This is a genomic window from Weizmannia sp. FSL K6-0777 (genome assembly GCF_038593185.1).
In the GTDB taxonomy this organism is placed as follows: domain Bacteria; phylum Bacillota; class Bacilli; order Bacillales; family Bacillaceae_C; genus Weizmannia; species Weizmannia faecalis.
This window is the reverse complement of the sequence record NZ_CP151971.1, coordinates 441,751-459,469: the sequence shown is the minus strand read 5'-3', so window position 1 is coordinate 459,469 and position 17,719 is coordinate 441,751. Positions and strand designations below refer to the sequence as shown.

At 37.5% G+C, this 17,719-nt stretch carries 14 protein-coding genes and 4 pseudogenes; 1 reads left to right on the top strand and 17 read right to left on the bottom strand.

Going from position 1 to position 17,719, the window contains the following annotated elements:
• Positions 1-8: 8 nt before the first annotated feature.
• From xylB to NST70_RS02180, 3 genes and pseudogenes are all read right to left on the bottom strand, one after another.
• The gene (xylB, locus tag NST70_RS02190) at positions 9-1,508 is read right to left on the bottom strand and encodes a xylulokinase (RefSeq protein ID WP_342475625.1); all 1,500 of its coding nucleotides are present in this window, start codon (positions 1,506-1,508) and stop codon (positions 9-11) included.
• Positions 1,509-1,567: 59 nt separating this feature from the next.
• Positions 1,568-1,924, bottom strand: a pseudogene (locus NST70_RS02185) (xylose isomerase); the annotation flags it as partial.
• A 51-nt stretch (positions 1,925-1,975) separates the two neighbouring features.
• Entirely contained in the window at positions 1,976-2,587 is a 612-nt protein-coding gene (locus NST70_RS02180) for a hypothetical protein (RefSeq protein ID WP_342475624.1), read from the bottom strand.
• 447 nt (positions 2,588-3,034) lie between these two features.
• Here NST70_RS02180 and NST70_RS02175 point away from each other — a divergent pair, with 447 nt between their 5' ends.
• Positions 3,035-4,588, top strand: coding sequence for an IS5 family transposase (locus NST70_RS02175; RefSeq protein ID WP_265114716.1), 1,554 nt, complete (start codon positions 3,035-3,037; stop codon positions 4,586-4,588).
• A gap of 210 nt (positions 4,589-4,798) precedes the next feature.
• Here the strand turns inward: NST70_RS02175 and NST70_RS02170 are convergent.
• The 14 genes and pseudogenes from NST70_RS02170 to NST70_RS02105 all read right to left on the bottom strand — a co-directional run.
• A pseudogene (locus NST70_RS02170) lies at positions 4,799-5,032 on the bottom strand (transposase); the annotation flags it as partial.
• A gap of 173 nt (positions 5,033-5,205) precedes the next feature.
• Complete coding sequence (locus tag NST70_RS02165) at positions 5,206-5,358, bottom strand: hypothetical protein (protein ID WP_342475622.1); 153 nt, start codon at positions 5,356-5,358, stop codon at positions 5,206-5,208.
• 407 nt (positions 5,359-5,765) lie between these two features.
• Positions 5,766-6,794 (bottom strand): dTDP-glucose 4,6-dehydratase, encoded by a 1,029-nt coding sequence (gene rfbB / locus NST70_RS02160; protein ID WP_342475620.1) that lies wholly within the window; start codon positions 6,792-6,794, stop codon positions 5,766-5,768.
• A 273-nt stretch (positions 6,795-7,067) separates the two neighbouring features.
• Positions 7,068-7,406 (bottom strand): annotated as a pseudogene (locus tag NST70_RS02155) (transposase); the annotation flags it as partial.
• Positions 7,407-7,442: 36 nt separating this feature from the next.
• Positions 7,443-8,444: a UDP-glucose 4-epimerase GalE gene (galE, locus tag NST70_RS02150; RefSeq protein ID WP_342475618.1), complete on the bottom strand. Its 1,002-nt coding sequence runs from the start codon at positions 8,442-8,444 to the stop codon at positions 7,443-7,445.
• A 72-nt stretch (positions 8,445-8,516) separates the two neighbouring features.
• Positions 8,517-9,590 carry a glycosyltransferase family 4 protein gene (locus NST70_RS02145; RefSeq protein ID WP_342475616.1) on the bottom strand — a complete coding sequence of 358 codons (1,074 nt, stop codon included), beginning with the start codon at positions 9,588-9,590 and terminating at the stop codon, positions 8,517-8,519.
• Positions 9,591-9,677: 87 nt separating this feature from the next.
• Complete coding sequence (locus NST70_RS02140) at positions 9,678-10,937, bottom strand: hypothetical protein (RefSeq protein ID WP_342475615.1); 1,260 nt, start codon at positions 10,935-10,937, stop codon at positions 9,678-9,680.
• Positions 10,930-12,054 carry a glycosyltransferase family 1 protein gene (locus NST70_RS02135; RefSeq protein WP_342475613.1) on the bottom strand — a complete coding sequence of 375 codons (1,125 nt, stop codon included), beginning with the start codon at positions 12,052-12,054 and terminating at the stop codon, positions 10,930-10,932. Before NST70_RS02135 ends, NST70_RS02140 begins: the two co-directional genes overlap by 8 nt.
• Positions 12,047-13,327, bottom strand: a complete 1,281-nt coding sequence (locus tag NST70_RS02130; protein WP_342475611.1) for an oligosaccharide flippase family protein — start codon at positions 13,325-13,327, stop codon at positions 12,047-12,049. Before NST70_RS02130 ends, NST70_RS02135 begins: the two co-directional genes overlap by 8 nt.
• Positions 13,328-13,376: 49 nt before the next feature.
• The gene (locus tag NST70_RS02125) at positions 13,377-14,048 is read right to left on the bottom strand and encodes a sugar transferase (RefSeq protein ID WP_342475610.1); all 672 of its coding nucleotides are present in this window, start codon (positions 14,046-14,048) and stop codon (positions 13,377-13,379) included.
• A gap of 20 nt (positions 14,049-14,068) precedes the next feature.
• A pseudogene (gene galU / locus NST70_RS02120) lies at positions 14,069-14,962 on the bottom strand (UTP--glucose-1-phosphate uridylyltransferase GalU).
• A 319-nt stretch (positions 14,963-15,281) separates the two neighbouring features.
• On the bottom strand, positions 15,282-16,046 hold the full coding sequence (locus NST70_RS02115; protein WP_342475608.1) for a CpsB/CapC family capsule biosynthesis tyrosine phosphatase: 765 nt from the start codon (positions 16,044-16,046) through the stop codon (positions 15,282-15,284).
• Between the two features lie 126 nt (positions 16,047-16,172).
• Positions 16,173-16,868, bottom strand: a complete 696-nt coding sequence (locus tag NST70_RS02110) for a CpsD/CapB family tyrosine-protein kinase (RefSeq protein WP_342475607.1) — start codon at positions 16,866-16,868, stop codon at positions 16,173-16,175.
• Complete coding sequence (locus tag NST70_RS02105; RefSeq protein WP_342475606.1) at positions 16,858-17,595, bottom strand: Wzz/FepE/Etk N-terminal domain-containing protein; 738 nt, start codon at positions 17,593-17,595, stop codon at positions 16,858-16,860. The genes NST70_RS02110 and NST70_RS02105 overlap by 11 nt, the downstream gene beginning before the upstream one ends.
• Between the last annotated feature and the right edge of the window lie 124 nt (positions 17,596-17,719).

Genomic DNA, 17,719 nt, shown 5'->3' with positions numbered 1-17,719 from the left:
AGCCCCCCTCATTCCTTCCTTAAATCAAACAACTGGTGGTTGATCGCTGCGGTGTGGGGATAGACATTTTTATAAACCTGGTAAAAATCCCGGTAACGCTTGACGTTTTTCGGTACCGGCTCAAATGTCCGGCCTGTCCGGATAAAGGCGGCTGCACAATCTTTGAGGGAAGAGAACCATCCTAATCCGCTTGCTGCAATCATGGCGGCGCCCATACCGGGACCCTGTTCATTCTGAAGTTTGATGACTTTTGCCTGAAAAATATCAGCTTGAATTTGCAGCCACAGGTCACTTTTCGCACCGCCCCCGATTGAAATCACGGTGTCAATGTTTTTGCCGTAGTTTCGAAAAATTTCAACGCTTTCATTGATGGAGAAGACGATGCCTTCCATCACTGCCCGGGTAAAATCCCGCCTGGTGTGTGAAGAATCAATGCCGGTAAAAGTGCCGCGGATTTTTGCATCGGCATAGGGCGTTCTTTCCCCGGCAATAAACGGCGTGAAAAGCAGGCCGTTTGCCCCGATCGAAGAATGTGCGGCTTCTTCCAGCAATGTTGCAAAATCTTCACCTTTTGCAAATGTATCCTTAAACCAGGACAGACTGTATCCGGCAGCAAGTGTAACGCCCATTATATAGTAAGCATCTTTCTGTCCGTGGTTAAAAAGATGCACTTTGCCGCCAAAGTTTTGATTGCTGTCTGATTCATAGGAAAGGAATACACCTGATGTGCCAATGCTACAAAGTGCTTTGCCTTCTTCTAAAATGCCGGCACCGATCGCACCGCAGGCATTGTCCGCCCCACCGGCAAACACTTTGGTCGCAGGAGAAAGGCCGCACGTCGTAGCGATGTCCGGCAATAATGTGCCGACTTCTGCTTCCGTCTCAACAAGCGGCGGGCAAATGCCGGCTGGGATGTCAAATGTGCGCAAAATATCCGTGCTCCACGACTGATTAACGATATCTAGCAACAGGGTGCCCGCTGCATCCGAGTAATCCATGCCAATCGTTCCGGTTAACCGGTAACGAAGATAATCTTTTGGCAGGAGAAAGACACGCGTTTTCCGGAAGTTTTCCGGTTCATACTGCTGGACCCAAAGCATCTTCGGGAGCGTGAACCCCTCTAAGGCCGGATTTTTTGTAATTTCCAGCAGCTTGCCACCCAGTACTTGATCGATTTTTTTGCATTGTTCCGTTGTTCTTGTGTCGTTCCAAAGAATTGCATTGCGGATGACTTGCAGATTTTCGTCCAGCAGCACAAGCCCGTGCATTTGGCCAGAAAAACTGAGCCCTTCAATTTCCTCGCGGGGAACCCCGGATTTTTCCGTTAGTTCTTTCAAAGCTTCAACTGTTTTTTCGACCCACTGTTCCGGATCCTGTTCGCTGTAACCCGGGTGTGGCTGCATTAACGGATAGGATTTGGAAACAGATGAAACCACCTGTCCATTTTGGTCAACAAGCAATACTTTAACAGAACTTGTCCCAAGGTCGACACCGATTGCATATTTCATCATAATCTCCCCATAGAATAAACCGGCCGGCCTTCATCCAGGCAGACCGGTTCGGAATTTTACGCATTTACACTTTGATAGGCTTCTTGCACAATATAATGGTTCAGCGTGTTTTTCAGTTGTTCCAGGTGACCGGATTGGTTTGTAATTTCTTTTTTATCAAGAATATAGTTTTCAAGTGATTTAAAATCAGCTTTGCCGGAAACGATATCGGCGCCGATGCCTTCTTTATAGCTGCTGTACCGTTCTTCGATAAAGACATCAAATACGTGGTCTTCAATCAGTCGGTTCGCCACTTTTAAACCAAGGGCAAAGCTGTCCATGCCGGCAATATGGGCATAAAACAGATCTTCATCTGTAAACGAAGCGCGGCGTGTTTTTGCATCAAAGTTCAATCCGCCCTTGCCAAGACCGCCTAATAAAAAACTGTCTTAAGAATGATACTGTCTAAATACGGAGGCAAGCTTTTACTTTTCTTCTGGTAATTGAACATCTACAGCATTTAGTTTCTTGGCAACTTCGCTATCTAATTCATTGGCCTTGTCTGTAAAAGATTCCAAAGAACCACTCGGATCATCAGCCATTTCAATAAATTCCTTTAAAGATCCATATGCGTCCACAATATCCTGGTAAATATCTTTGTATTTTGCTGGTGGATTTTTCAATTTTTCCATATCAGCTTCTAACGCAGCCTGATGACTTTCCAGTTTTGATAGGTCTCCATTCTTTTCGAATGATGTATATTGTGCTTGAATTGCGTCATTAAAGTCCATACCGGAAACGTGAACTTCTCCATCTATTTTATATGTCGCTTCAAAAATAGCATCATGCCACACATCCTGAAGTGTTTTTACCATTTCTTCAGCTTTTGTTCCTGCTTTATATCCATCCGATACAAACTGATGCATAGCATGCACATATTTTTTATCAGCAGCAATTCTTTTTGCTTTTTCCTGCTGAATACTATTGTATATTACAAGTGCAAAGACAGCGGCAATTATTAAAACGAAACCGCTTACCAAAATCACAAGTTTTTTGTTCTTATTTTTCTGTCCTGATTGCCTAGTGTTGGAATCCATTTGATATCCCCCTTCTTTTCCAAAATTAAATCATCTCAAGCAGGACTATTCTCCCAAGATGTTTATAAATTTATTGTATACGCTTCAACTTTCAAAGTCTATGTTTTTTTAAAATTGGAAGAAAACGAGATTCAGATGAGTGGTGGATTTCAATGGATAAATTCGCTTATTCTCAATGCCTGAACTTTTACTTTTCATTAGGTTTTAGACTAGTTTTAATAGATTAGGCTACTCATTCCCATGGTAAATATTGTAAAACGGAAAAGAATGATTTTTTTTTGAAAAAAAAGAGCCATGAAAGCCACTCCTTTGCTAAGATATAAGTAGGGCTTGCTGAATAAGCAAAAATTCCAGATTTGACAAGGATTTTGGCTACTTTTGTCGAATATAAAGTGTAAGGATTTCAAAGGAAACACGTAAAAAACCTTGCACTTGGAGGCTGTTACGATGTACAAAAAGACCGAACATCAATTAACTTTTGTAGATGATTTTTTTCTACCATTCGGTGGGAAATTAAATAAAGAAAATCGCTGGGTCCGTCTTGCTGAAATGATTCCTTGGTGGATGGCCGAAGAAAAGTATGCCAAGTCCTTCAAGAAGAAATTCAAAGGCGAAAAGGCTTATTCTGTCAGAATCGCTCTTGGGGCTCTTTATATCAAAGAACGGCTTGGGCTGTCTGACCGGGAAACAGTCGAACAGATCACAGAAAACCCGTATCTTCAGTATTTTATCGGCTTGCCTGAATTCCAGGAAAAAGCCCCATTCGACCATTCTCTGATGACTCGTTTTAGAAAACGTTTGGGCGCAAATATCATCAACGAACTGAATGAATGGATCGTTCTGGAAGAACAAAAACGCCAATTGGAAGAAGCATCTAAGGAAAACGACAACAATGATGATCAGGATCACGACGATGACGATCATGATGATGAAGATCGTAATGATCATGATCATGATCGTGGCGATCTTCAGCCTTCCGGTTCCGATTCAGAAAAGCATTCAACTGAATCGGCTTCTCCCAAAACGAAGAACAGAGGAAAGCTCATTTTGGACGCAACCTGTGCACCGGCTGATATTGCTTACCCTACAGACCTCGGGTTGTTGAACGAAGCCCGTGAGAAATTGGAACATATCATTGATGTCCTGCATGAACCACACAAAGGGAAATTACGTAAGCCACGGACCTACAGAAAAAGAGCCCGCAAGGACTATCTTTCTGTCGCTAAGCAACGTAAAGCTGGCGCCCGGAAAATCCGGAAAGCTGTAGGCAAACAGCTCGGATATGTGAAACGAGATCTGGAGATCATTAAAAATCTTGTTTCCCAAAGCTCTCTGTCTCTTTTAAGCAAAGATGAATACAGGCAACTTCTCGTGATTCATGAACTTTACCGCCAACAGGCAGAAATGTACAAAAAGAAAACACACCGGGTTGACCACCGGATTGTAAGCATTTCCCAGCCACATGTCCGTCCAATTGTGCGCGGCAAGGCAAAAGCGAACGTGGAGTTCGGTTCAAAAGTCGCCATCAGTGTCGTAGATGGTTATGCCTTGATTGAGCACCTCGACTGGGAAAATTACAATGAAGGGACCACTCTCAAGGAATCTGTTGAAAACTACTACAACCGGTTCGGATTTTATCCGGAAGCGATCTTGGCAGATAAAATTTACCGAAACCGTAATAATCTGGCATACTGCAAATCTCTTGGCATTCGTCTGAGTGGGCCAAGGTTAGGACGCCCATCCAGAACGGAAGACAAAACCTTGGAACGCGTCGCAAGGCAGGATGCCTCTGAACGTAATGCCGTTGAAGGCAAATTTGGCGAAGGCAAGCGCAAGTATGGGCTGGGCCTTATTCGAGCACGCCTTCAGGAGACCAGCGAAACAGTAGTAGCCCTTCAATTCCTCATACTGAATCTGGAGCGCAAGCTCAGGGTTCTTTTTTTGAAATTTTTACACAACACTATTTTATATTTTGATAATCGGAATTTGGCTTGTATCTGACCAAATTTGATTCGTTCAGCAAGCCCTAATTATTTCAAAGCTTTTAAAACATTTGCTTAAAGACAGAAAGATAATCCTTATGTTTTTTTATATGGTCCGCGGCTTTCCTAATCTTCCTTGTGTTTCTCATGCAGTACTTATGTCCAGTTTCTCACGAGTTTGGTTCAACAGTCCACGGCCTGTAGGGTAAGCATTACGATCGGTGTACAGTTCGTTCAGTTCATTGATAATGTTTGCATTCAAATATTTTCTAATGCAAGTCATCAGAGAATGATCATACAGGAATTTTTTTTGGAGCTTAGGCAAACTAATAAAATACTGAAAATACGGATTCTCTGTGATCTATTCGACTGCTTCTCGATCAGATAGCCCAAGCCGTTCTTTTATATAGAGATCTCCAAGAAAGATCCTGACAGAATAAGCCTTTTCCCCCTTAACTTTTTCATAAAGAACTTGGCACTTCATTTTCCAACGAATGGACAATATTTCCTACCAAAAGTAATTGGTGTTCGGATTTTTTACGTATTTCCTATTGTATCTTTACACTAAAACTTGCATTCGACAAATGTAGACAAAAAACCTTTTAAAGTTGGGAATTTCCGCTTATTCAGGAAGCCCTATTTAGACTCTATATTAGCATAAAGATCTCTTAGTTTATTCGTTATTTCCTTAAGCAATTGGTTTGCCGAAATTTTTGGATTTTCAATTGCTTTTTTATATCCAAACTCAAGAACTTGCTTAAAATTGTCTTGTATTTCTTTTCCATCCAATTTACTCTCCTCCTAAATCATGTATGTTTAACTGGTTTTTGCCCATTTCTCATCCCTCAAATCGTTTCCACTTTTGAGTTAAAGATTGGAATAATTTCTCTTTCGAATCAAAGGGGCAATCATATTCATAATAAGACCAGTTATAGTTTTTTTGATTTTTTTCAATCCTAACGAATCTTAAAAGGTGTATAGAACAAGGTTTATCCGCTGTCACAACGGAATGGAGAAAAGGATCCGCAAAAGACCGGAAAAGGATTAGCTAAGGAGCAATTGGCCAGTTAACTTATTTTACTCATGGATCTTATACATTGTTTCTAGAAGGCAAGGTCACTTTAATGTGAAACCACCTGTTAAAAGTCTGACAATAATTGTTTCAGTTAGCATCATTACCGGGTAAAAAAATTCTATTACTTGATAGAAAATGTATACTGCTTTGCAAAATACTTCTGGTACTCCCCGCTAATAATCTGTTCCCACCATTCTTTGTTATCCAAATACCACTGGATTGTCTGGGAAATTCCTGTCTCAAACGTGTACGTTGGTTTCCAACCAAGTTTTTCAAGTTTTGAAGGGTCAATGGCATATCGTTTGTCATGTCCTGGCCGGTCTTTGACAAACTCTATGAGATCCTCCGATTTTCCTAAAGTTTTAATAATCGTTTTGACGACTTCCAGGTTTGTCCTTTCATTGTGGCCGCCGACATTGTAAACTTCACCATTTACACCTTGATGCAAAACCAAATCAATAGCGGCACAATGGTCATGCACGTGCAGCCAGTCGCGTATGTTTCCGCCGTTACCATAAACCGGTACTTTCTGGTCATTTAGCACACGGGAAATGGTCAAAGGAATCAGTTTTTCCGGGAAATGGTAAGGGCCATAGTTATTTGAGCAGCGGGTGATGTTAATTGGCAAACCAAATGTTTCGTGATATGCCCGAACCAACAAATCTGAAGAAGCCTTGCTTGCACTGTATGGGCTATTGGGCTGAAGCGGCGTTTTTTCTGTAAAAAATGTCGTTGGATCAAAGTCCAATTCACCGTATACTTCGTCTGTAGATACATGTAAAAATTTCTTCACACCGGTTTCTTTTGCTGCATCGAGCAGTACTTGCGTCCCGAGTACGTTCGTCCGCACAAAAATTTCAGGATCCGTAATAGAGCGGTCTACATGGCTTTCCGCCGCAAAATGCACTACAAAATCGAAGTTTTCTTTTTTAAACAGTGGAATAATTGTTTGCCGGTCAACAATATCTGCTTTAATAAAATGATAGTTGTCTTTATTCTCAATCTCCTGGTGCTTTGTCAAATCCCCGGCATAGGTCAGCAAATCCAAATTATAAATGTCATAATCCGGATATTTATTGACCATGTGCTGGACGAAGTTTCCTCCAATAAAACCGGCTCCGCCAGTTACCAATATTTTTTCCTTAACCATCTTTTTTCCCTCAAACATTCGCTTTACTATTCAACTAATAAAGGCTAGTACAATTACGCTTCTCTCCAGACTGGTATTATTAATTCATACAATTTATTGACGATATTTGTACCTAGATGGTTCCAAAATGTGATATGTGAAAATAGTCAAAACAAAACTTTTTTCCTGACATCCACGCAAATCGATAAATTATTGAAGATACGGATTTTCTGTGATCTGTTCCTCTCATCTGTTCCTCGGTTAATTAGGGCTTGCTGAACGAATCAGATTCGGTCACAAACAATCCAAATTTTGGTTATCAAAATATAGAATATTGTTGTGTAAAAATTTTAAAAAAAGAACCCTGAGCTTCCGCTCCAGATTCAGTATGAGAAATTGAAGGGCTACTACTGTTTCGCTGGTCTCTTGGAGGCGTGCTCGAATAAGGCCTAGCCCATACTTGCGCTTGCCTTCGCCAAATTTGCCTTCAACGGCATTACGTTCAGAGGCATCCTGCCTTGCCACATGTTCTAAGGTTTTGTCCTCCGTTTTGGATGGACGTCCCAACCTTGGCCCGCTCAGACGAATGCCAAGAGATTTACAGTATGCCAAATTATCTATGAAGATTTCATTCATTTGAAATACAAAATTATAAATCAATATTCTGCTTTAGTAATCAAGGCTATTGTTTTTTTCAAAATTCCAAGCATCTTTGCACATTCTAAAAATGTCTCGGGATGCTCTCCACCCTAGTTCCTGATAAGCTTTAGTTACATCAGCATAGCATTCAGCAATATCCCCTGGTCTGCGATCAACAACCTCATATGGTATTTTTATCCCGTTAGCTTCCTCAAAAGCATTTATTAATTCTAGTACACTAGTTCCTTTGCCAGTTCCTAAATTATAAATATGGACACCTTTTTTTAGATTATTTAATGCCGCTACATGTCCTTCAGCTAGATCGACAACATGTATAAAGTCACGGACCCCTGTCCCATCTACCGTCGGATAATTATCTCCGAATACTTTCAACTTTTTAAGTTTTCCCTTAGCTACCTGTGTTATATACGGCATTAGGTTGTTTGGAATACCGTTAGGTGACTCCCCTATTAAACCACTTTCATGCGCTCCTACTGGATTAAAATAACGTAGAATAGACACAGAGAACATTGGATTTGCTTGTGCAACATCCTTTAGTATTCGTTCACTCATTACTTTAGTTTCACCATAGGGATTAGTTGTTGGAAACAATTCCATTAATTCATTAAATGGTACTCTATTCTCCCCATAAACCGTAGCAGAAGAACTAAAGACAAATTTATTTACATTGTATTTCAAACAGTATTTTACTAAAACCATTGTGCTAACTAAATTATTGTAGTAATATTCTATGGGTTTTTTAATTGACTCCCCTACTGCTTTAAGGGCGGCAAAATGAATTACACCATCAATTTTATGATTATCAAAAATCATACTAACGGCTTTATCATCAGTTAGATCCACCTCATAAAAAATAACTTGTTTATTAGTAATATTAATTATTTTTTCAGCAGTCTCTTTTTTGCTGTTAGACAAATTATCAACTATAATTACTGAATGTCCTGCTTCTAATAGTGCAACACAAGTATGCGAACCTATATATCCTAATCCACCGCTTACTAATATATTCATTTTATTATCCTCCTAAAAAAAATAAAAATTAAGCTTTATTTGCTATCAAACTCTTCTATGCATCTTTCAACTCTAAAGATTATTATAAACTTCTTCCAAAGACTTAATCATCTTTTGAAGAGTAAAGTTTAAGCTGCTCCTGTACGCAATAACTTTCATATTTTTAATTTTATAATCAGCGGAATTTAGGATTATTTCCATTTTTTTAAAAATATCCTCAGGATCCTTGGGTTTTAGTAAATAACCATTCTCTCCGTTTTTAATAGCATCTGATATCCCTCCAACATCAGATGCTAGAACTATAAGACCAGTAGACAAAGCTTCAATTAAGGTATAAGGAAAGCCTTCCTGTATTGAAGGCATGAGAAAAACGTCATACTTTTGTAATATATTTATGACATTTTCAGGCTCAACAAAACCATTAATATTAACACTTTTTAAATCTAGGACAGTTACAGTTTTTTTTACTTCTTCTTCAAGAGGACCACTACCGTAAAAATCCACAACAAATTTATTAATGTATTTTTTTTCTAGCTTTTCTATAGCCTTTAGAAGGTATTGTATTCCTTTTTCTTCAATAAATCTCCCTAAAAATACAAATCTAATCTTATTTTCAATCTTTTTTGGTTGGCTAACATTAAAATTACTGGTTATATTTATACCGTTATATATAACACTAATCTTTTTTTCATTAACTCTATTTTTGATTAATTGTTCTTTAACTTGTTCTGAGACAGCAATTATCTTGGATGATCTCCTTATAGTGACTATGAAAAGCTTTTCATAAATTCTTTTAAGTTTAAGTCTTTCCGGAATCCACCCGTGTGCTGTAACAACTAAATTTTTATTTAATCCAATTACAGATAGCATGCCTAAAAAAGTTGCCCTTGGACTGTGCATATGTATTATATCTGGATTTATATCCTTAATAATTTTTCTCATTCTAAAAATTGAATTCAAACCACGAGGTATTCTATACGTACAAACTTCATTATTTACTAATAATGCAAGTTTATTATTATTTGTAGTAATAAGGTTAATAGAATATTTTTCTCTATCTAACATCCTTACTAGATCATAAACATGTTTTTCTGCACCACCATAAGAGGAGTTAAGAACAATCAATGTAATTTTTTTCTTTTCCAAATTTACTTCCCCTTGCCTGTTAAATTTATTATCTTCCTTTTTAATTTTATTTACAAATTAGTCGATATGTTGAATAATACTTTTATATTATATTGTTATTTTACTTCTAACCATATCGATAATAATTAATAAAAGCCAAAGTATAAAAAATGGTGCAAAAGCTGCTAACTGCAATACAATAAACAAACAAGAAACAATTATTGTTAATGACTTTATCAATATATTCTTATGAGCATCGCCAATCCGACAAATTACTGAAATCCATAAAGGCCCTAAAATAAAACCAAACCAACTAAAGTTTGCAATAGCCTCTTCTAACCAGCTTGTTGTCATGCTCCAACCAAAATACTGAATCGGCAGCATAAGAAGAGCAGAAGTTAAATAAACTGCATAGGGCCAAGGCTTATTAGGCCAAAAGTCCCGAGGAATAAACATAGTTAGATCAAACAGCAAACTCTGTCCCCTGTACTCCAGAATTTTTAAATTCTCCGGATGAAGCTCAGCATAAATTGCCATTTTAGTTACATCGTCCCTACCAAAATCTACTCTGAAATTATGGTATTTTTCGTTAAAACTACTAATTTGTTCTTTTTCATATCTCAAACTATTTTGATACAAGTTTGAAAATAGTAAAATAAATAAGCAAGAACAAATAGATGTTAATATCAGAACAGATTTATTAAAAACATTTTTATTCCATAACGAATATATGAGTAACATAACAGCTAATGCCATTATAGCTCTTTTACCATTTATCCAACAATCTACACCAATAAAAAATATAATTAAGAAAAAAACCAAAAAAGAAAAGTTCTTATTAGTAAGTATAAGTGAAATACCAGAAATTACACTTAAAAAAGTTAAGCTAGATAAAAGGGTGTGATAGTCCGATATTTCTCCATACATATTCTCTGTAAGTACCGCTCCATAGTGTAAATAAATACTAGGTTGGGGAGCAAACACTACCGCAATAAGAGGCGATACTAGAGATATGTAGAGCAATAATCGTAGTATATAACCATTTAGCATACTATTATCTTTATCATATTTATTAAATCTTTTCTTATTTTTACCTGTCACCCACCAAATAACAGGAATAATAAAAATGTATAATAAATATATATATAAAGTAACCTTATCTTGAGAAGAAAGTATAAACCCTAGTTCATAGGTATAGTTAGGTTTCCCTATAATTGTGTCTAACAAAACAGGAACATAGAAAAAGAAAAAAAACATAATAAACGCAAAATATATTGTATATTTCTCTCCACTTATTATTTTTTTTACAGCTAAAATTAACCAAAAAAATCCCCATAATAAGATTATAAAGTTTATTAATTCAAACATATATACTCTCCAATGTTGAAATTACCTTTTTTAAATCAAAGCCATGCTTTTGTAGAGCGTAAAATCTCGTATTCCATTCTGGCCTTTTTATTGTTATACTACCATTAATTTCTGACAGCCAGTTATTTAAATTATCATCCAAATCAACAAACTTTATTAGACCTGCCCCTAAATCCACTTCCCTAGTAATCGTATTAGATACAACACAAGGAACCCCTGCGGTTTGTGCCTCAACTAGAACAGTAGGTAACCCTTCGTATAGCGAAGGAAAAAGTAATAAGTCTATTGAGTTTAGAATTTTGGGAACATCAGACCGAACACCTAAAAAATGGACATTTTTTTCTAAACCCTTTAATTTTACTAGATTTACAATTTGCTCTTTTAGCTCTCCATCACCCACCAATAGCAAATGTGAATCTGTTATCCTTTTATTATATGATTGAAATATATCAATTAGAAATTCATGATTTTTTGGCTTACTAAAACTTCCTATATGTCCAATTAAAGGAACATTTTTTGGAATTTGTAGTTCTTCCCTTAGATAATTATCCTCCACATTATAAAGTTTTTTATACAATTCAATATTTATAGCATTTGGAATTACGATTGTCCGTTTATCTTCCCAGCATTTTGAACCAAATAATGCTTCACAAGCTGCTTTTGAACACCCTGGAAGATGGGTGGAATATTTTAAAATTAGTTTTTTGGTATACCATCGGTATAAAATTCTTGGAAGAGAATTTGATTTGCCATCTTGTGTAGAATGACTATGTGCTAATCTTACAGGCACTCCTAATTTCTTTCCCAATTTCATAATAAAACCACTAAAATTATGGACATGACTGTGTATAACTCTATATTGTCCGTTTATAATTGTTTTTTTTAATTCATTTAAGAACTGATTTATTCCATACTTTGATGGATTCGGATGTTTAATTATTTTTCCGCCTAATTCTTTAATCTCTTTATCAAAGTGACATTCTTGTTCAGCTGTAACTGCAAAATCAAACTGAATTTTTTTTCTGTCAATTTCCCGATATACATTCATTATAAAAGATTCTGCACCACCCCTATTCATAGCAGCCACAACGTGCAGAACTCTAATGGGTTTATCCAATTAATCCGTCCCCCTTTACTTGTTCCTTTAATATCAATAAATTTACTATAAGACTTCCAACAAACTGAACAAAGGAAAAAATCACCATCGTTAAAGCTGCACCATATAATCCAAAATTAGGAATTAATAGCATGCTAGAGAGTAGACATACACATAACACAGTTATAAATAATATCGGCTGAACATTAAATTTCCTAGCAGCAGTCATACTAAATCCAAAAATAGAACTAAGATAACTAAAACAAGCACTAATCATCACTAGCAAGAATATATTATTTAAACCTTTATATTCTTTTGTATAAATTAAACTTAAAATAAACTCGCCGAACAATAAAACTACAAATATACCTAATAAACCTAGTATTACTGATATAATTAGCATTTTAGAAAGTAGGTGTTTATATCCAGAAACATTACCTTCTGAATAATATTTTGATAATCTTGGAGAAATAGATTGTCCTAAAGCTGTAATTACCGTATTACCGGCTATTACAATATAAGATATTGATGAAAACAGACCCACTGATGTTGTCCCTAAGTAACTTTGTATAAAGTATCTCGGAATATTCGTATTCAGGGAGACTAACATAACTACTATACCTAACGGTAGACTAAGTTTAAAAATGTTTTTTAAGAACCTAAATTTAATTACCGCATTAAAATCAATGTAATTTATTACATTTTTAAAATCAAAAAAAACTAAAACAAGACCCCAAGAAACAATTACTCCAACTAAACTAAAAACTACACTATTTGTTCCTACTAAAAGTAAAAGTAAAAAAACAATTGAAGATACCCCTCTTAAAATAAGTGATATTGCTATATTTTTCATCGTCTCATTTTTTTGAAAAACTCCATAGGAAATATCACTTAATGACTCTATAGCTTTTGATATCGCAACTAATAATATAACTTTTCTAGTATCTCCATCGTAACTACCGATATGGGAAATAATGAATATTATTGTCAAGGATAATATTATTGATACAACTCTCAAGGCAAAATAACTTTTGTAATTATAGGTATTTTTTGCATCAGTAGCTAAAACATCTCTCAATTGCAAATTTGTTAATAAAAAAATAGGGGCCGTAATTGCAAGAGCTAATGAATATTGACCAACCATCATTTGATTTCCAAACTTAGCAAAAATTATAATAAATAGCCACTGACAAATAGCAAAAATAGCATTTCCCAAAAATGTCCATGAAACATTTACCTTTAAAGAGTTTTTACTAACTTTTTCTTTCCAAAGAATGTGCTCCAAAAAAGTCAAACCTCACCTCATATAATTTGTCGCTTTTTAAAACATTATTTTTTATTACTTACCTTGCACCTTCTCCAGTAATACATGTAATTATGGTTTTTAAAATGATTTTTAAATCAAGGTAAAAATTAACGTTATTTATATAATACAAATCAAGTTCTAATTTTTTTTTTGGTGTTATCTCATATCCACCATTTATCTGCGCCCAACCAGTTAAACCTGGTTTTACAGTTAGTCTTTTAATAAATCCCGGTATTTCTTCATTAAATTTTGCAGTAAACATTGGCCGCTCTGGCCTTGGTCCTACTAAACTCATATCTCCTATCAATACATTCCATAATTGTGGTAGTTCATCTATCCTTGTTTTCCGTATAAAAGAACCCACTTTCGTTACTCTCGGATCATTCTTTGCCGCCCACTGAGCCCCGTTTTTTTCGGCGTCTATTCTCATAGAACGTAGTTTAATAACTTTAAAATATCTACCATTTAACCCCACTCTTTCTTGAAAAAAGAAGGCAGGGCCCGTGGTTTCTAGTTTGATTAAAATTGAAAATATTAATATGACTGGCAATGTGATAATTAGACCAATCACTGAAAATAATATATCAAATAGCCTTTTCATTTTAAAATAGATGTTATGTGTAGATATATTTCTATTAACTTGAATAGACGAATCAGTGAGAGCAGCAGCATATTCATTAAAGAAATCTAATTCTTCTATTTTTTTCAATACCTTCTCCCCCAAAGAATTTATTGATTCATTTTTGAGTACAGTTTATTTTCAACTAAACTTTCAAGAAAGCTTACCAATTCATTCTGTATTTCTTTGTGTTGAAGTGCCATCTCAATTGTCGACTTAACAAACCCCAATTTCTCCCCTACATCATACCGCTTACCCTCAAACTGATAAGCAAATACTCTTTGGATCTGATTCAGCTGCTGGATGGCATCTGTTAACTGGATTTCGCCGCCGGCGCCTTTTTCCTGTTTGTCCAGGAACATAAAGATTTCCGGTGTCAATAAGTAACGGCCGATAATGGCAAGATTGGATGGTGCGGTGCCTTGTTTTGGTTTTTCGACAAATTTGTCAACTTGATAACGGCGGCCTTCTTTGGAAGCTGGTGAGATAATCCCGTACCGGTGTGTTTCTTCTTCCGGAACTTCCTGGACGCCGATGACGGAAAAGCGGGTTTCTTCGTATTGATCAATGAGTTGTTTTAAGCATGGTGGATCGTTTTGAACGATGTCGTCGCCCAGCAGGACCGCAAATGGCTCGTCCCCAATAAAATTACGTGCACACCAGACAGCATGCCCCAGGCCGAGTGGTTCTTTCTGTCGGATATAGTGGATATTGGCTAAGTTGGATGAATAGCGGACTTTCTCAAGAAGGTCGAACTTCCCTTTTTCAGCAAGGTTTTGTTCGAGTTCCCAAGCATTATCAAAATGGTCTTCGATCGCTCTTTTTCCTTTTCCGGTAACAATGATAATGTCTTCGATGCCGGATTCAACGGCTTCTTCGACTATGTACTAGATCGTAGGCTTGTCTACAATCGGCAGCATTTCTTTCGGCATGGCTTTTGTTGCAGGCAAAAATCGTGTTCCGAGCCCTGCAGCCGGGATAATTGCCTTTCTCACTTTTTTCACGTAAATTCCTCCTTATTCTAATTGATTTTTAAGATTTGCGCAGTGCGATAAAAACAATCGATGTTTGTTCTTCCAACATTCGGGTATAAAAATAATTATCGGGCATCTAACCCGCCCTCACACCACACTCTTGACGACAGGCGTCTAAGGTGCACGCGCACCCACAGCATGGCCGAGTGCCTCGCACGATAACGGATGAGAGACATACCCGAAAATAGCTGTTCCAAAATCAAACAATGTTGGATAAAACTGTTTGCTAAAAACAGCGGAGCAGCCCCCATAGCATCATTCATATACCCGGAATCCCAAAAAAAGCCGATTAAAACAAACCGAACAGTTTCTTTTGTTTTACCGGCTGCGGAATTTCTCTGTAGATGGCTTGGCCTTTGGCAAGCATTTCGGCGTTTTCCGTAAAGAAATAGAGCATATCTGTGCCGTATTTCTTTTCGAGTTCATCCGTTGCTTCATCCATTTTAAAAGCACGGGTTTTCACATTATGGGCATCTGATGCAAGAAAATGGGCGAGATTTGCTTCTATCAGCTGTTCGGTGAATTTTTTAATCTTTTTCCCGAAAGCGCCTGTTAAGCTTGCAGCCGTAATTTGGGTTGCCACACCATTATTCACCATTTCATACAACCGATCCGGATGCTGGATCAGCTCTGCGTTCCGCTCCGGATGCACGATAATCGGCATTAAGCCCTTTACTTGTATTTCATATAAAAGCGTTTCCGCATAACGTGGCACATGGCCTGAAGGGAACTCGATAAAGAGGTAAGAAGTGCCGGCCAACGTTTGGATTTCGCCTTTTTCATAGTCTTGCAAAATTTCGCCGTAAATCCGGTTTTCCTGCCCCGGCAGAATTTCTAGATCAATCTGTTCTTCTTTCAATCTTTTATTTAACTCATTTACTTTTTGAATGATTCCAGTTTTGCGGTTTTCATATTTTCCATTCATATGATGAGGGGTAGCAATAATCTGCTTGATCCCCTGGGAGACGGCTTGTTTTGCCATATCAAGGCTGTCGTATATCGTTTGCGCACCGTCGTCAATTCCCGGCAAAATATGGCAATGAATATCCATCATCCCGTACCCCTCCAAACATGTTAAAAAATGAAATTTCGTTTCAATGAAAACCAAACCCTATACAAAATTATAGTGCATTCTTACCATTTTTCAATAGTGATTGGAAAACTTTTCACGCAAATATTGTCAATCTTTTCCGTAATAGTAATAATAATGCGTGTTTTGGGTTTTCTTGTTGTTCAGGACAACGCCAAGCAGATTGGCATTGGCAGATTCCAGCAATTCTTTTGCCTTTTTGACAGCTTCCACTTCCGCTTTCCCGCTTGAGACGACAAGAATCGTGCCATCACACTGGTTGGTCAGCACCTGCGCATCGGTCACAGCCAAAACCGGCGGGGTATCCAGTAAAATAATGTCGTACTGTTCTTTTGCTTCTTTTAAAAATTCCTTCATTGCCCGTGAGCTTAACAGTTCTGCCGGATTTGGCGGAATTGGGCCGCTCGGCAGGAGATGCAGATTTTTCACATCACATTTTGAAACAGTCTCCAGCAATGTCCCCTGCTTGGTCAAAACCGTTGTCAGTCCGAATGTATTGGTCATGCCAAACGTATAATGGACGGTCGGACGCCGCAAATCGGCATCGGCGAGCAGCACCTTTTTTCCTTGCTGGGCAAAAACGACAGCGAGGTTGCCGACAATCGTCGATTTCCCTTCTCCAGGCCCGCTTGAGGTAACCATCAGAATCTGCAGGTCATTGTCAACGGAAGAAAAACTGATATTTGTACGGATTGTCCGGAACTGTTCGGAAATCGGTGACATTGGATTTAGCTTTGCGATTAATTTTCTTCTCGTGTTCAACAGCTTTGTTTTTTTAGGCGCCAACCGTCTCAACCTTTCCTTTTGTTTTTTTTCCTGCACGGTGCAAACCATTCAGTTCCTGATCATCAATCTGCCCGATCACGCCGAGGACAGGCAATTGCAAAATTTGTTCAACATCTTGCTCATCTTTAATCGTATTGTCGAGGTATTCAAGCAGAAAGGCAATCCCGACACCCGCCATCAGGCCGACCACAAGCGCAATTGCAATATTTAAAAGCGGTTTCGGGCTGACAGGTCCCTCGGGCACTTGTGCTTTTGAAATGACAGTCACATTGTCGACTTTCATAATGTTTTTGACTTCTTTTTTGAACACTTCCCCGATTTTGTTGGCAATTTTGGTTGCCATATACGGGTTTGTATCTTTTACTGTCAAGGTAAAGACTTGTGAATTTTGCTCCGTGCTGACTTCAATTTTGCTGTTCAGTTCGTCTGTTGTCATGTTGAGTTTCAGTTCGTCAATCACTTTATCGAGAATTGATGGGCTTTTAATAATCACATTATATGTATTGACCAGCTGAACATTTGTTTGCACGGCATTAGTGGTATACATCGTTTGGTCATCGCTTGCTTTATTGACAAGGATTTGTGTCGAAGATTCATAGACAGGCGTCATCACAAAATAGGTCACAATGGCCGTCACAATCATCGCCCCCAGTGTAATCAGCGCGATCATGGAAAGCCGTTTGCGCAGCACCTGCATCAATTCTTTTAAACTAATTGTCTCTTCCATAAGTTCCTCCCTTTAGATCTGCAGTACAAATGCGAAATAGATAGAAAACTATCATACATTATATCATAGATCCTCCCGAAATTTGCGGGAAACTGAAATAAATTTAAACAATTTGATACACTTT

What these genes read in the sequence shown, in the direction of transcription:
- NST70_RS02180 (WP_342475624.1), bottom strand. Translation starts at nt 2,587, where the DNA reads ATGGATTCCAACACTAGGCAATCAGGACAGAAAAATAAGAACAAAAAA.
- xylB (WP_342475625.1), bottom strand. Translation starts at nt 1,508, where the DNA reads ATGAAATATGCAATCGGTGTCGACCTTGGGACAAGTTCTGTTAAAGTA.
- NST70_RS02105 (WP_342475606.1), bottom strand. Translation starts at nt 17,595, where the DNA reads ATGGAAGAGACAATTAGTTTAAAAGAATTGATGCAGGTGCTGCGCAAA.
- NST70_RS02175 (WP_265114716.1), top strand. Translation starts at nt 3,035, where the DNA reads ATGTACAAAAAGACCGAACATCAATTAACTTTTGTAGATGATTTTTTT.
- NST70_RS02115 (WP_342475608.1), bottom strand. Translation starts at nt 16,046, where the DNA reads ATGATGGATATTCATTGCCATATTTTGCCGGGAATTGACGACGGTGCG.
- NST70_RS02140 (WP_342475615.1), bottom strand. Translation starts at nt 10,937, where the DNA reads ATGTTTGAATTAATAAACTTTATAATCTTATTATGGGGATTTTTTTGG.
- rfbB (WP_342475620.1), bottom strand. Translation starts at nt 6,794, where the DNA reads ATGGTTAAGGAAAAAATATTGGTAACTGGCGGAGCCGGTTTTATTGGA.
- galE (WP_342475618.1), bottom strand. Translation starts at nt 8,444, where the DNA reads ATGAATATATTAGTAAGCGGTGGATTAGGATATATAGGTTCGCATACT.